14 protein-coding genes, 1 tRNA gene and 1 riboswitch are annotated in these 14,062 nt (G+C 66.2%); of the genes, 5 read left to right on the forward strand and 10 right to left on the reverse strand.

Going from position 1 to position 14,062, the window contains the following annotated elements:
* The first annotated feature begins 43 nt into the window (after nucleotides 1-43).
* From IEX71_RS10265 to IEX71_RS10275, 3 genes are read left to right on the forward strand one after another with little or no spacing between them, the layout of a single operon-like run.
* Complete coding sequence (locus IEX71_RS10265; RefSeq protein WP_188836914.1) at nucleotides 44-343, forward strand: hypothetical protein; 300 nt, start codon at nucleotides 44-46, stop codon at nucleotides 341-343.
* Nucleotides 340-987 (forward strand): hypothetical protein, encoded by a 648-nt coding sequence (locus IEX71_RS10270; protein WP_188836915.1) that lies wholly within the window; start codon nucleotides 340-342, stop codon nucleotides 985-987. The genes IEX71_RS10265 and IEX71_RS10270 overlap by 4 nt, the downstream gene beginning before the upstream one ends.
* Nucleotides 974-2,440 carry a lipase family protein gene (locus IEX71_RS10275; RefSeq protein WP_188836916.1) on the forward strand — a complete coding sequence of 489 codons (1,467 nt, stop codon included), beginning with the start codon at nucleotides 974-976 and terminating at the stop codon, nucleotides 2,438-2,440. The genes IEX71_RS10270 and IEX71_RS10275 overlap by 14 nt, the downstream gene beginning before the upstream one ends.
* 12 nt (nucleotides 2,441-2,452) lie before the next feature.
* Here the strand turns inward: IEX71_RS10275 and IEX71_RS10280 are convergent, their stop codons facing one another.
* The 9 genes from IEX71_RS10280 to dcd all read right to left on the reverse strand — a co-directional run bounded on the left by IEX71_RS10280 (nucleotide 2,453) and on the right by dcd (nucleotide 11,789).
* Nucleotides 2,453-4,459, reverse strand: a complete 2,007-nt coding sequence (locus IEX71_RS10280; RefSeq protein WP_373284605.1) for an ABC transporter ATP-binding protein — start codon at nucleotides 4,457-4,459, stop codon at nucleotides 2,453-2,455.
* The gene (locus tag IEX71_RS10285; RefSeq protein ID WP_188836917.1) at nucleotides 4,459-6,195 is read right to left on the reverse strand and encodes an ABC transporter ATP-binding protein; all 1,737 of its coding nucleotides are present in this window, start codon (nucleotides 6,193-6,195) and stop codon (nucleotides 4,459-4,461) included. The genes IEX71_RS10280 and IEX71_RS10285 overlap by 1 nt, the downstream gene beginning before the upstream one ends.
* A gap of 26 nt (nucleotides 6,196-6,221) precedes the next feature.
* Entirely contained in the window at nucleotides 6,222-6,875 is a 654-nt protein-coding gene (locus IEX71_RS10290; RefSeq protein WP_188836918.1) for a TetR/AcrR family transcriptional regulator, read from the reverse strand.
* Nucleotides 6,876-6,992: 117 nt separating this feature from the next.
* Nucleotides 6,993-7,931, reverse strand: a complete 939-nt coding sequence (locus IEX71_RS10295; protein WP_188836919.1) for an ABC transporter substrate-binding protein — start codon at nucleotides 7,929-7,931, stop codon at nucleotides 6,993-6,995.
* 35 nt (nucleotides 7,932-7,966) lie between these two features.
* Entirely contained in the window at nucleotides 7,967-8,728 is a 762-nt protein-coding gene (locus IEX71_RS10300) for an ABC transporter permease (protein WP_229749633.1), read from the reverse strand.
* Entirely contained in the window at nucleotides 8,704-9,348 is a 645-nt protein-coding gene (locus tag IEX71_RS10305) for an ABC transporter permease (protein WP_308420969.1), read from the reverse strand. The genes IEX71_RS10300 and IEX71_RS10305 overlap by 25 nt, the downstream gene beginning before the upstream one ends.
* Nucleotides 9,349-9,354: 6 nt before the next feature.
* A complete protein-coding gene (locus tag IEX71_RS10310; protein WP_188836920.1) occupies nucleotides 9,355-10,509 on the reverse strand; it encodes an ABC transporter ATP-binding protein in 1,155 nt (384 codons plus the stop codon).
* Between the two features lie 57 nt (nucleotides 10,510-10,566).
* Nucleotides 10,567-11,217, reverse strand: a complete 651-nt coding sequence (locus tag IEX71_RS10315; protein ID WP_188836921.1) for an alpha/beta hydrolase — start codon at nucleotides 11,215-11,217, stop codon at nucleotides 10,567-10,569.
* Nucleotides 11,214-11,789, reverse strand: coding sequence for a dCTP deaminase (gene dcd, locus IEX71_RS10320; RefSeq protein ID WP_188836922.1), 576 nt, complete (start codon nucleotides 11,787-11,789; stop codon nucleotides 11,214-11,216). Before dcd ends, IEX71_RS10315 begins: the two co-directional genes overlap by 4 nt.
* Before the next feature lie 208 nt (nucleotides 11,790-11,997).
* Here dcd and IEX71_RS10325 point away from each other — a divergent pair.
* Together IEX71_RS10325 and IEX71_RS10330 are read left to right on the forward strand one after the other, a co-directional pair.
* A tRNA-Gly gene (locus IEX71_RS10325) sits at nucleotides 11,998-12,068 on the forward strand.
* Nucleotides 12,069-12,176: 108 nt separating this feature from the next.
* On the forward strand, nucleotides 12,177-12,668 hold the full coding sequence (locus tag IEX71_RS10330; protein ID WP_188836923.1) for a DinB family protein: 492 nt from the start codon (nucleotides 12,177-12,179) through the stop codon (nucleotides 12,666-12,668).
* 110 nt (nucleotides 12,669-12,778) lie between these two features.
* Here IEX71_RS10330 and IEX71_RS10335 read toward each other — a convergent pair whose 3' ends face one another.
* Nucleotides 12,779-13,588 (reverse strand): phage tail tip lysozyme, encoded by an 810-nt coding sequence (locus tag IEX71_RS10335; protein WP_229749634.1) that lies wholly within the window; start codon nucleotides 13,586-13,588, stop codon nucleotides 12,779-12,781.
* Between the two features lie 232 nt (nucleotides 13,589-13,820).
* A riboswitch (cobalamin riboswitch) is annotated at nucleotides 13,821-14,041 on the forward strand.
* The last annotated feature ends 21 nt before the right edge of the window (nucleotides 14,042-14,062 follow it).

A 14,062-nucleotide genomic window follows, 5' to 3' on the forward strand; every position in this document is an offset into this window, starting at 1 on the left:
TCTCGCCAGCGCCGCACCCGGCGAAATGCCTACTGTCATCGGCATGTCCGACGATCCAGATCAGATCCGAGCTCAGGCACGCCGCGCCGCCCGGCTCGCGACGGAGGCTCGCGGCGCCGCGACCTCGGTGAGCAGCAACAGCTCCGTGCAGTGGCACAGCCAGGGCGCCGAGCGGTTCCGCAAGAAGCTGTCCGACCGTGCCTCGGAGTTCCGTGACCGAGCCGACGACCTCGACCACCTCAGCCGGCTGCTCTACAGCCATGCTCGGCATGTCGCCGACCACGAAAACACCGTGAAGGACATCGTGCACACCGTCGTGCCGGGATCGGCGTTGCTGTGGTGACCGGCCAGGCCCAGGAACTCACCGCCCGCGTGGTTGCGCCGGGCGAGATGGAGGACGTCGTCCGACGGCTGGCCGGAGGGCCGCACGCCATGGTCGCCGCGAGCATGCGGACCCGGGAGCTGACGGCACTGGCACGGGCCAGCGGGGGCGCGTTCGAGTTGCTCATCCCGTCGGAGTCCGACGCGCGACTGATCTCCGGCCCCGCCGCACGACTGGGCGCCGAACTCGTCGGGCTGATCACGACACTGGAGCAGGCCACGGGCGCGACGCCGCCGGACGAACCACCGCCTGCCGTCGACATGCCGCCGCTCGCACCGGGTGAGTTGCTCGCCCTGGCCGAAGTGATCCGCGAGGGTGATTCCGAGCGGCTCGACGCCGCCCTCGAAGAGCTCGAGATGCCCGGGCTTCCGTGGTGGGTCACGCAATTCGCGTGGGGTGCCGAGGCGATCCTGACCCTGCAGCTGACCGGCGGCAGCGGTGACGGCTTCGCCACGATGCTGCACTTGTTCACCGACGGCTGGGGGCGTCTGCACGCCGATGCCGACGACGACCTCACCTTCCAGCCCATGACCACGATCGAGGTGCAGGCCCGCGTCAGCGCCTTCGCCGCGCTACTCCAGGAGAGCTCCGATGGCGACGACTGACACACCACCGCGCACGACACCGCAGTGCAAGGTCTCCGGGAGCTCGGGGTCGACCGAGGCTTACTTCCTCGACATGCGCACGACCGCGACCAAGCTCGACAGCTCCGGCGACGACGCAACCCATCTGTGCACGGGTGTGGTGAGCATCGGACTCTCGCTGCCCGCGAAGAGTGCGATCCTCTCGCCCGGTTCCGCGCTCAAAATCACCGAGCAGATCGCTTCGCTGACCCTGAACCTCGGCGGACTGGCGCTGCGGATGGAGTTCGTCGCACGCACGCTGCGGTGGAGCGCCACGGCCTACGAGCTGGCCGACGCGACCCAGCGCAAACTGTTCGCAGCGATCAACGTCGCCACGACACCGGTGCGGTTCGTCATGGCGGTGCAAGAGGCATCGGAGAAGGCATTGCTTGAGACGTCGGTGCCGCAGAAGGGGCCGACCGTCCTGCAGGACATGCTGGGTTACGGGTCGGCCCTGGGCAAGAACTTCGCCAAAGAAGTGCAGCAGAACGTTGAGGACGACCCCGCCCTGGTCGACGGGACGGTCGCGTGGGCGCAGTTCTTCGTTGCATACGAAAGTCGCACACAGGTCCCGATCCGCAGACTCTTCGGCGCGTCCCCGTCGCCGACGGACTACGAGGGCCAGATCGCGTGGCTGCTTGCCAGCGGGCGGAGGCTGGGCTGGTTCCAGGACAACAAGCCGTTGAGCGTCAAGCAGATCGGCAAGAAGCCCGGTGCCACGAAGCACCGGCAACTCGGCGACATCGTCGGCGAAGCCGCGGACACCGAGCACCAGTCGACCGGCGACCACTCCGTCGTGCACGTGCGACGAGTGGTCGGCGCGGATGGGAAGGGCGCGTGGGTGGTGTCCATCCCCGGCACGACGCATTGGAACCTGCACAGCGACCACGGACCGTCGTCGACGGCCGCCAACCTGGCGAGTATGGCGGGCAAGGAGTCGTCCCTCTACCCGGCGATCGGCAAGGCGATGACCGCCGCCATGAAGGAAGCAGGAGTCAAGCCGGGCACCGAGCCGGTCATGTTCACCGGTCACAGCCAGGGCGGCATCGTCGCTGCGCGCCTCGCGGCGGACCAGCATTTCCGGGAGAAGTTCAACGTCAAGGAGGTCGTCACCGCCGGATCGCCGATCGGCCGGATCGACATACCCAAGAGTGTTCAGGTGCTGTCGGTCGAGAACGTTCACGACCCAGTGCCGCAAGCCGACGGCGTCCCGAACCCGGATGCGGTCAACCGGACCAATGTCGTGTGCGAGACGCCCAGGGGTGAGCATCTCAACAGCATCCTCGACGCACACGACGCCTCCCGTTACGGCCGGTCGGCGGATGAGCTGAGCCCGAGCCGCCCGGAGCAGCAGTTGCAGGAGTGGTACGCCCGCAATCACAAGTTCCTGGACGGAAAGGACACCGACTTCACCTTCCAGTTGCGCCGGCACTGAACCTCGTGAAGATCAGGCCGGGTCGAGGGCGTTCGGGTCCGTCTCGGTCATCGCCCCTTCGAACTGCGACATGTAGAGCCGGTGATAGGCGCCCTCCGCTGCCAGCAGCGCGTCATGGTCGCCCTGCTCGACAATGTGGCCGTCCTCCATGACCAGGATCGTGTCGGCATCGCGGATCGTCGAGAGCCGGTGTGCGATCACGAAACTCGTGCGGTCCGAGCGCAGTGCAGCCATCGCTTCCTGCAGCAACACCTCGGTGCGCGTATCGACCGACGAAGTGGCCTCGTCGAGGATCAGCATCGCCGGATCTGCCAGGAACGCCCGCGCGATGGTGATCAGCTGACGCTCGCCGACCGAAACACCCGATCCTTCCTCGTCGATGACTGTGTCGTAACCGTCCGGCAGCGATCGCACGAAGCGGTCGACGAAAGTCGCCTCCGCCGCGGCGTGGATCTGCTCCTCGGTGGCATCCAGTCGGCCATAGGCGATGTTCTCCCGGATCGTGCCGTGGAAGAGCCAGGCGTCCTGCAGCACCATCCCGATCCGGGAGCGCAGGTCCTGCCTGCTGATCGCGGTGATGTCCTGCCCGTCGATCGTGATACGCCCGGAGTCGATCTCGTAGAAGCGCATGATCAGGTTGACCAGCGTCGTCTTGCCGGCGCCGGTCGGACCGACGATCGCGACCGTCTGGCCGGGCTCGACCGCGAGCGACAGGTCCTCGATCAGCGGCTGCTCCGGCGTGTAGCCGAAGTCGACGTGCTCGAACTCCACGGCTCCACAGGTCGGCGGCATCGGGGCGTTCTCGTCGGGGCGTTCCTCTGGCGCATCGAGCACCTCGAAGACCCGCTCAGCACTGGCGACACCCGACTGCATCAGGTTGACCATCGAGGCCATCTGCGTCAGCGGTTGGGTGAACTGCCGCGAATACTGCACGAACGCAGTCACATTGCCCAGCGTCATCGAGCCGTTCGCCACCTGGAGCCCGCCGAGCACACACACCACGACGTACTGCAGGTTGCCGACGAACATCATGATCGGCATCACCAGACCACTGACGAACTGCGCTTTCCAACTGACCGTGGTGAGTTGGTCGTTCGTGCTGTCGAACGCCGCGTCGACCTCGTGCTGCCGCCCGAACACCTTCACCAGCTCGTGCCCGCTGAACGTCTCCTCGATCTGCGCGTTGAGTGCGCCGGTGTGACCCCACTGGGCGATGAAGAGCTTCTGCGAGCGCTTCATCACCTGACGGGTCACGATCATCACGATCGGGATCGCGACCATCGCCACCAGGGTCAGCCACCAGGAGATCGTCAGCATCATCACGATGACACCGATCACCGTCAGCCCGTTGACCAACAGCTGGCTGATCGTCTGCTGCATCGACTGACCGATGTTGTCCACGTCGTTGGTCAGGCGGGACAACAGCTCACCGCGCGGCTGACCGTCCAGATAGCTCAGCGGGACCTTGTTGACCTTCGCCTCGACGTCCTTGCGCAGCGTGTTCATCGTGTCCTGGACGACCCGGTTCAGCAGGCGTGCCTGGATGAACTGGAAGACCCCCGCGAACAGGTAGAGGCAGAGCACGATCAACAGGATGCGACCGAGCGTCCCGAAGTCGATCCCGACGCCGGGCACGACGTCCATCCCGGACACCATGTCCGCGAACGTGCCCTGTCCTCGGTCCCGCAATGCCTGAACGACCTGTTGTTTGGTCTGCCCCTGCGGCAACTGCGAGCCGACCGCGCCGGAGTAGATCGTGTCGACCGCCTTGCCGAGGACCTTCGGACCGACGACGTTCAGGCCCACCGCGCCGACCGTCATCATCAGGATCACGATCAGGGTGGCCCGGTGCGGTGTCAGTCTCCCCAGCAGCCGCTTCGCGGACCCACTGAAGTCCTTGGACTTCTCCGCCATACCCAGGCCCATGTGCGGCCCGCCGCCCTGTCGGCGCATCGGCTTGGCCGGCTGCTGCTCGGTTGCCGCAGGGGCGGCTTCCTGCACGGTTGTCTTCTTCGCCATCACGCAGCCTCCTCTGCGGTGCCGCCCTGCGACGCGACGATCTCGCGGTATTCCTCCGAGGACACCAGCAAGTCGTCATGGGTGCCGGCGCCGACCACGTGCCCGTCGTCGAGCACCAGGATCGTGTCGGCGTTTCGGATCGTCGAAACGCGTTGCGCGACAATGAAAACCGTCGCCTCGCGGACGTGCGGGGCGAGCGCTTCGCGCAGTCGGCGGTCGGTGGCCAGGTCCAGTGCCGAGAACGAGTCGTCGAAGAGGTAGATCCGCGGCTGCGCGACCAGCGCTCGTGCGATGCACAATCGCTGCCGTTGGCCGCCGGACACGTTGGTCCCGCCCTGCGTCACGGCAGCCTGCAGGCCACCGTCCATCCGCTCGACGAAGTCGCGGGCCTGCGCGACCTCCAATGCCTGCCAGAGCTGTTCGTCGGTGGCGTCCGGGTTGCCGTAGCGCAGATTGCTGGCGATCGTGCCCGAGAAGAGGTATGCCTTCTGCGGGACGATGCCGATGTGGCCCCAGAGCAACTGCGGGTCGAGGTCGCGCACGTCGACGCCGTCGATCCGGACCGTGCCCGAGGTGGTGTCGAACAGGCGCGCGATGAGCGACAGGAGCGTCGACTTGCCGGAGCCGGTCGAGCCGATGATCGCGATCGTCTGCCCCGGCTCGGCACGCAGATCGACCGAGCGCAGCACCGGGTCGTCCGCGCCGGGATACTGCATCGTCGCGCCGTTGAGCTCGACGACCCCGCGCACGTCGCCCGGGGTGACCGGCTTCGGCGGCGGCACCACCGACGGCTCGGTCCCGATGACCTCGGTGATCCGCTCGGCCGCGACGGACGCACGCGGGATCATCATGAACATGAAGGTCGCCATCATCACCGACATCAGGATCTGGATCAGGTAGGTCATGTATGCCGACAGCGATCCGATCTGGACCTCGCCGTCCGCGACCTGATGCGCACCGAACCACCAGACACCGATGGTCGAGAGGTTCATGACCGTGATGACCATCGGGAACATGATCATCATCAGGCTGCCGACCTTGGTGGAGATCTCGGTGAGGCTGTCGGTCGCCTCGTCGAAGCGTCGCTCCTCATACGGCTCGCGAGTGAACGCGCGAATGACGCGCACCCCGGAAAGGTGCTCGCGCATCACGCGATTGACGACATCGATGCGTTTCTGGACCAGCCGGAAACCGGGCACCATCTTGCGCACCACGGAACCGACCGCGACACCGAGCACGATCACTGCGACAAGCACCAGCCAGGAAAGCCCGGCGTCCTGACGCAGCGCCATGATCACACCGCCGATCATCATGATCGGCGCGCCCACCATCAGCGTGCAGCTCATCAGCACCAGCGTCTGCACCTGCTGGACGTCGTTGGTGCTGCGCGTGATCAGCGACGGCGCACCGAACTGGTTCATCTCCCGCGCCGAGAACCGGCCCACCGACCGAAAGATCGCCCCACGGGTGTCCCGACCGAAGAACATCGCGATCCGCGCTCCGAAGAACGCGGCACCGATCGACCCGACGATCTGCACCAGGGAGACCGCGAGCATGATGCCGCCGGTGCTCCAGATGAAGCCGGTGTCCCCCTTGGTGACGCCCTTGTCGATGATGTCGGCATTCAAGGTCGGCAGGTAGAGATTGGCGCCGACGTTGACCAGTTGCAGCAGCACCAGCCCGAGGAGCAGTCCGCTGTATGGCGCGAGCCGCTCCCGGATCAGCTTGAAGAGCATCTGTTCCCCTTGGATTCTCTGTGTTGTCAGTTGCTTTCGCGCGCTCCGGCGCCATAGAGGTGTGCTGGACGATTGCCTGCCGGCGCGGATACGCCATACAGGACGGTCTGGACGATCTCCTCCGGTTGCAGGACGCGACCGTCGTTGATGTGCTTGTGACTCCCACTGAAGGTCAGCAGGTGCAGCAGTCGGGCCACCTCACGCGGCGGGAGCCGCAACTGGTCGGCATACGGGTCGAGGAGGCGCAGCACGCAGGACCCGACCTCTGCCTCCTGGCGCCGCTGGCGTTCCGGGTCACGGAACCGTTCGGGTGGTCCGACCATGCTGAAGGCGCCCATGATGTCGAAGATCTCCTGGAACCTCGCCTGCAGCAGGCGCACGAGGTCGATCATCACCGATTCCATGCCAGCGTCGCCATCGATTTTCTCGAGGCCCTCATTCAGAGCGCGCGAGTCGAAGGTCCTGTCGAGGACGGCGTCGAAGAAGGCGTCCTTGTTGGCGAAGACGCGGAAGATGGTGCCCTCGGCGACCCCGGCGGCCTCCGCGATCTGGCGCGTGGTCGGCAACGTATGGCGCTCCCGGATGACCTCGATCGCCGCGTGGATCAACGCTTCTCGGCGCTCCTGCGGAGGCAGCGGCGCGGCACGCCGGCCCGCGCGGACGGTCTTCGCATCGGCCATGACATAGGACGATAACACGAATGAGTGAGCACTCACTCATTCTCTTCCCGATTCATGCGAACGCCGACCGCTCCCCGGAATGGAGAACGGTCGGCGCGGGACGAGACCCGGGGGGTGTCAGCCCAGACCGTTGCTCGAGATGAACTGCTTGGCGACGCTCGACGCGTCCTTGTGATCGACCTGCACCTTCTTGTCCATCGCCGCGAGCTTGTCGGTGGTGAGCTTCGCCTGCACGGCGTTGATGACCGTCTGCACCTTCGTGGATGCCTTCGCCTTGCGGATCAACGGCACGACGTTGTCACTGCCGAAGACGTGCTTGGGGTCCTTCAGGATCACGAAGCCGTCGGCCTTGATCGACGGATCGGTGGTGAAGATGTTCGCGGCCTGCGCCTGGTCGTTCTTCAGCGCCTGCACGATCGCCGTCCCCTGCAGAGCTCGGAAACTCTTGGGCACCAGGTTGTACTTCTTCTTCAGGCCCTTCAGCCCCTGCTCGCGACTCTGGAACTCCGCAGGTGCCGCGAAGGTCACCTCCTTGGAGTGCTTGGCCAGGTCTCCGATCGTCTTGAGCTTCCACTTGGCGGCGGTCTCCTTGGTGACCGTGACCGTGTTGGAGTCCTCGGCCGGCGCCGAGTCGAGCACGATGTCACCGCTCGGCAGCTTCTTGGTCAGCGCGGACCGCACCGCGTCGGGCTCGGTCTGGGACGCGGACGGGTTGTAGAAGGTGAGCAGCGAGTAGGCGTATTCGGGGACGAGGTCGATCGAACCCTGTTGCAATGCCTTGAGATAGACCTCGCGGGCCCCGATCGGGTCACCGGTCGTGGCCTTGATGCCCTTCGCGTTGAGCGCTGCGGCGTAGATCTCCGCGATGAGCTGCGACTCGGGGAAGTTGGCGGCACCCACCCGGATCGTGCCGGCCTTGGCACTGCCGCTCGGCACGCCGCCGCCGGAGGCGGAGCCGCCGCCCGTGCTGAGCGGGTTGCTGCTGCCTCCACCGCAGGCGGCGAGCGCGAGCGCCGCTGCGATGCCGAGTGCGGTCGCTGAGAGTGTGCGCTTCATGATGGTTTCCTCATCTCGATTGTGCGATCGGAAGTTCAGGCGGCGTGGGCTGATTCGACAGCCGCGGCCGCTGCTCGCTGCTTACGGCGGGACACACTCGTGGTGCGCAGACCGCCGGGCACGGTGAGTTGTTGGATGACGGCCAGGACGCCGTCGACGAGGAGCGCGAGCGCGGTGACCAGAATCGCGCCACCTGCCATCTGGGCGTAATCACTGTTGGCGAGCCCGTCGATGAGATAGCGACCGAGGCCGCCGACGCTGATCGCCGCAGCGATCGTGGCGGTGGCGATGATCTGCAGTGCCGCGCTGCGCACCCCGGAGAAGATGAGCGGCAGTGCGCAGGGCACCTCGACGTTGGCAAGCACCTGGCGGCCGGACATGCCCATGCCGTATGCCGCGTCCCGCGCGGCAGGGTCGACCTCGCTGACACCGCTGTAGGCACCGGCCAACAGCGGAGGTATGGCGAGAATGACCAGCACGATGATGGTCGGCACGAGGTATGCCGAGTCCCCGGTGAGACGGGACACGAACCACATGGCGACCACGAAGAGCAGGCCGAGACTCGGGATCGCCCGGAAAGCGTTGGCAACGGCGATGATCCACTTACCTTTGCCGGTGTGACCGATCAGCGCTCCGATCGGCAACGCGATCAGCGCTGCGATGAGCAGGCTCTCGCCGGAGTACTGCAGGTGCTCCAGCAACCGGTGCGTGATGCCGGTCTCGCCCTGCCAGTGCCCGCCGTCGGTCAACCATCGCCATACAGAGGTCAGCATCAGGACACCGCCGCCTTTTGCCACGGTGTCAGGAGCCGGGTGATCAGCTGGATCACGAGGTCGAAGATCAGCGCCAGCACCAGGCAGGCGACGACACCGGTCCAGACCTCCGCCCAGTAGGTGGTTTGGTAGCCGTCGGTCAGGTAGAAGCCGAGTTGCCGGATGCCGAGCAGCGCGGCGACGCTGACGATGGCGACATTGCTCACCGCGGCGACGCGCAGTCCGGCCGAGATGACCGGCACGGCGAGCGGCAGCTCGACTCCGAAGAAGCGTCGGATCGGGGTGTAACCCATGGCGATCGCGGCTTGCGTCGTCTCCTCGGAAACGGCCCCGAGCGCGTCGGCGACGGTGCGCACCAGCAGCGCCAGTGTGTAGATCGTCATCGCGATGATGACGTTGATCGGATCGACGATGTTGGTCTTGACGATGAGTGGCATCAGGACGAAGAGCGCGAGCGACGGGATCGTGTAGAGCAGGCTGGAGCCGCCGACGAGGATCACCCGCAGCCACGACGCCCGGCGCGCGAGCCAGCCGAGCGGCAGCGAGATCAGCAGACCGATGACCAGAGGTAGCCCGGCGAGCCAGGCGTGCTCGACTGCCCGACTGAGGATGTCCGACCAGTGGTCCTGGATGAAGGAGAGCACCGGTCGCTACTTGTCCAACGAGAGGTCGACGTGTTCGGAGGTCTGCTGCGGCGCGATGTCGGCCTTGTCGACCTCCGGCCGCTCGGTGGCTTCGATGGCCTGCAGCACCTGATGCGCGCGAACCGTGCCGAGCAGCGTGCCGTCGTCCGCGGCGATGACGCCCCGGCGACTCGGCGACGACAACGCCGCATCGAGTGCCGAACGCAGCGGACCGGACGCCCGCGCGACCGTGCCGCCGCGATGCAACATCGCGGACTCGATCGGTGCGGCGATGACGTGCGGCTGGATCCATCCCACCGGACGGTCCTTGTCCACGACCAGCAGCCACTCGTCGTCGGTCGCCGCGCGAGCCTGCTCCGGTGTCGTGCCGAGCGGCACGGTGGCTTCCGTCGCCAACGGCAACGGCGGCGTCTCGGCGAAGGTCAGCGCGCGGTAGCCACGGTCCCGGCCGACGAACTCAGCCACGAAGTCATCGATCGGGTGCGCCAGCAGGTATGCCGGGTCGGCCAGCTGCGCGAGCTTCCCGCCGACCCGCATCACCGCGATCTGGTCGCCGAGCTTCAGCGCCTCGTCGATGTCGTGCGTGACGAAGACGATCGTCTTGCCCAGGTCACGCTGCAGCCGCAGGAACTCGTCCTGCAACTGCTCGCGCACGACCGGGTCCACCGCACTGAACGGCTCGTCCATCAGCATCACCGGAGGGTCGGCGGCCAACGCCCTGGCGACACCCACGCGCTGCTGCTGGCCACCGGACAACTGGGACGGCCACCGGTCCGCAAAGTCGCCCGGCAGCCCGACGAGCTCGAGCACCTCACGCGCCCGCTCGCGGGCCTTGGCCTTCGGGGTGCCCAGCAGTTGCGGGACGGTGGCGACGTTGTCGACGACCCGCTTGTTGGGGAACAGGCCGGCATGCTGGATGACGTAGCCGATGCCACGACGCAGCTTCGCCGCGTTGAAGGTCTGGACGTCCTCGTCGTCGATGAGGATGTGCCCACTGGTGGGCTCGATCATCCGGTTGATCATCCGCAGGGATGTCGTCTTGCCGCACCCGGACGGCCCCACCAGGACGGTGATCTGGCCGGTCGGTGCCTCGAAGGAGAGATTGTCGACGGCTGTCGTGCCCCCGGCATACTGTTTGACCACCTGCTCGAAGCGGATCATGGTCAACAAACGTAGTGCAGGCCACCGACAAGTGCCCGCGCCCCTGCCCGTGAAACTTCAGCCGAGCAGTGTCTCCTGCAGGAAGTCGGTCGTATGGCGATGCCACGCGCGCGCCTTCAAGAGCATGGCATGGGAGTCCGGCAGTTGCACGCAGCGCGCGTCGCCGCCGGCCTGCCCGATGCGTGCGGCGAGGCGAGCGGTCTTCCGCGGATCGGTGATGACGTCCTTGCGACCGTGCAGCAGCAAGGTGTGCCGGTCCAGGAACGGCGCCACGTCATACTCCTGCGGGATCCAGGGCGCCATGCCGACGACGCTCACGATGCCGTCGGACCCGGCGAGTTCCAGTGCGACTCGGCCACCCATCGAATGACCGACCAGCGCCAGCGGCGTGCCGGGGTAGAGCTCGCGAAGCCTGGCAAGCGCCCACCGGGCGTCGCCGACCGGGGAGCGAGCGTCGTCGTTGTAGCCGCGGACGGCGTCGCGCAGCACTGCCGTCGCGACCCGTCCCTGCGCGCCGCGTTCGATGCTGCGGGCGACGGCGACCATGCGCAGGACCGGCGGGCTCGACTTGATGGTGCGCCCGAAGCCGTGCTCGGCGCCGCCGTGCAGCAGCAACGCGATCGCGTCGGGACGTCGCCGACCGTCCGGCAATGTCAGGAACGGGTGGGCGCCGTCGTGTGACGGACCCACTTCGAAGCGCGAGGTCATACCTGCGAGCGGTGAAAGTTGGAATAGGAGCGGCTCGCGGTCGGGCCGCGCTGGCCCTGATAGTGCGAGCCGTACTTAGCGCTGCCGTATGGGTTTTCGGCGGGACTGCTGAGCTGGAAGAAGCACAGCTGCCCGATCTTCATGCCCGGCCAGAGCTTGATCGGCAGCGTCGCGACGTTGGACAGCTCCAAAGTGACGTGCCCGGAGAACCCCGGGTCGACGAAGCCTGCGGTCGCGTGGGTGAGCAGGCCGAGTCGACCGAGGCTCGACTTGCCTTCGACCCGCGCTGCCACGTCGTCCGGGAGCGTGACCTGCTCGTATGTCGACCCGAGCACGAACTCGCCCGGGTGCAGCACGAACGGCTCGTTCTCGTCGGTCTCGATCAGCCGGGTCAGCTCGTCCTGCTCGGCGGCCGGGTCGATGAACGGGTACTTGTGGTTGTCGAAGAGCCGGAAATAGCGATCCATCCGTATGTCGATGCTCGACGGCTGGATCATCGACTCGTCATAGGGGTCGAGGCGCACGCGGCCGGCGTCGATCTGGGCGCGGATGTCACGATCGGAGAGCAGCACGAAGGTCACGGTACCGGGAAGTTGGTTCAGCACAGGGCACAGGAGGCTTGTTCTGCGTTGGTCCTGCAGGGAGCTTGCGACCAGCAACACCAACGCAGCACGAACCTCTCGGGCGGGCCGTTGCGCCGGCGCTGCACTGCTGGGTTAGACTCCTGCCGGTCCGAAATCGTGTCTCACATCGTCTGCGGTGAGCGGGATTTCGCGGCACGCGAGTGTAGTTCAATGGTAGAACATCAGCTTCCCAAGCTGAATACGCGAGTTCGATTCTCGTCACTCGCTCTTCCTCCTTCTTGTTCGGCTCCGCCGGACCGACGCAAATTGCGAGAAGCACTGAAACGGGCGGTCGCCGAGAACCACGGCGGGTATCAGCGGCGTAGGTTCGTCGACGTGGCCGATCTTGACCGAGAACGAGACGAGCTGCTGTCGTGGCTGACCGCGAAGCGCGAGCACGTGCTGGCACAGTTGGACGGGCTCTCCGATGAGCAACTGCGTCGTCCGGTCCTGCCGTCCGGGTGGAGTTGCATCGGCTTGGTGCGCCACCTGACCCTGTCGGACGAGCGCTTCTGGTTCGAGGTCGTCGTCGCGGGCCGACCGCTCGATTTCTGGCCCGAGGGGGACGGTGCCGACTGGATCGTCGCAGCCGACGAGTCCGTTGCGGACGTCGTGCAGGCTTACCGCGACGCGATCGCTGCCTCGAACGCGATCATCGCCGCGCGCCGACTCGACGAGCCGCCCGCGGACCCCGGCCAAGCGCCAGGAGATTTCCCCGACCTCCGGTCCGTGGTGGTGCACGTGCTGGTCGAGACCGCCACACATGCCGGCCACCTCGATGCGACCAGGGAACTACTCGACGGACATCAGCGCCTCGTCCTCGACTGACCTGCTGGTCGAGCCGCGAGGGAACCTCCACCAGGCGCTCCGCACCCTTCGGTACGCCGCTCGTACCTCACGGCTACTCAGGACGGCGCTCGACCGACGTGAGCTCCCGCTCAGCCGCCGTAGGTGTCGTAGATCTGATTCGCGTAGGCCACCCGCTGCGGGGTGTTGCAGTCGCCGCAGCCCTCGAAGTAGTCCTGGAAAGCGACCGTGCCGTCATACACGGTCGTCGAGGCGACCAGCGGGCCCTTGCCGTAGTAGCTGTAGGTGTCCAGCTCGTATTGGATGAAGCGCAGCTGCAGTTCCAGCGACCACGGCGACATACCGAGCTTGTTCGCGTACCAGACCACGTTGTCGTTGGCGTAGGTGTCCCATCGGCCGCCGACGCTCCATTGCGCGATGCCGCGCCCCGGCCCACCGGCCTGAGTCGCGTTCGGATCCACGCTAGGACCGGACTCCTGCATCAGGTTGCCGACGACGCCGGACGCCTGTTTGCTGCTGTACCCGATCGAGACCAGGAAGTTGTATGCCGCCTGCTGGTTGTTCGCCTGCGCGGATTTGCCGAGCAGGACCGAGTTGATCGGCGTGAGGTCGACGTCGGCATACCAACCAGGCACTTGTGCAGCACCGCAGCTGCCTCCGTCATACGCCGTGCAGAGCTGGACCACGGCGCCGTCGGTCTGGTTGTTGAAGACCCGATGCGCGCCGTACTGCTCGGAGAGGTTCGTCGCGCCGTAGTTGTAGAACTTCAGGGAGGGGATGTCGTTGTTCCAGGAGGCGCCGGGATAGATGCACACATAGCCGGATGGACAGCCATGAGTCGTCTCGGCGTGCGCGGCGGGCACTCCGAGACCGATCGAGGCGAGCGCGAGCGCACCGCCTCCGACGGTTGTCGCGATGGTCTTGCTGGCCAGCTGTCGCACGGATCGTTACTCCTCGCCGACGGACCGCAGCGCGCCCCCGCGGCGGCCTGTCGACGGTCCTGTGTCAGCACGCTACGGGCGGTGCAGCACTCGCGGAAAGCATTAACGTGTCAGGAATTTGTAAGTAATTCTTCAACATTCGGCGTCATTCCGCCGATTTGACACCAGCGAAATTACATACATGCAACTACAGCATGTTGGGGCTTGGCAAACAGAACACCACTAGATAGTGTGTGCATCGCAGCTGGTTCGGGTGTTTCAGCCGCCGCTTGGCGACGACTGAGGCACCCGAGGAAAGAGGGAAGCCGGTGGAAATCCGGCACTGCCCCCGCAGCGGTGAGTGAGGACGAACGTCGTCAACAGCACTGGGCGCAAGCCCGGGAAGCGACGACCAGTAGGTGTGCGCCCCGGCGCACGGAGTCACGAGTCCGAAGACCTGCCACTGCCTCGTCCACGCACCCGTGGACGGGTCCG

The organism is Flexivirga endophytica, from assembly GCF_014640635.1.
In the GTDB taxonomy this organism is placed as follows: domain Bacteria; phylum Actinomycetota; class Actinomycetes; order Actinomycetales; family Dermatophilaceae; genus Flexivirga; species Flexivirga endophytica.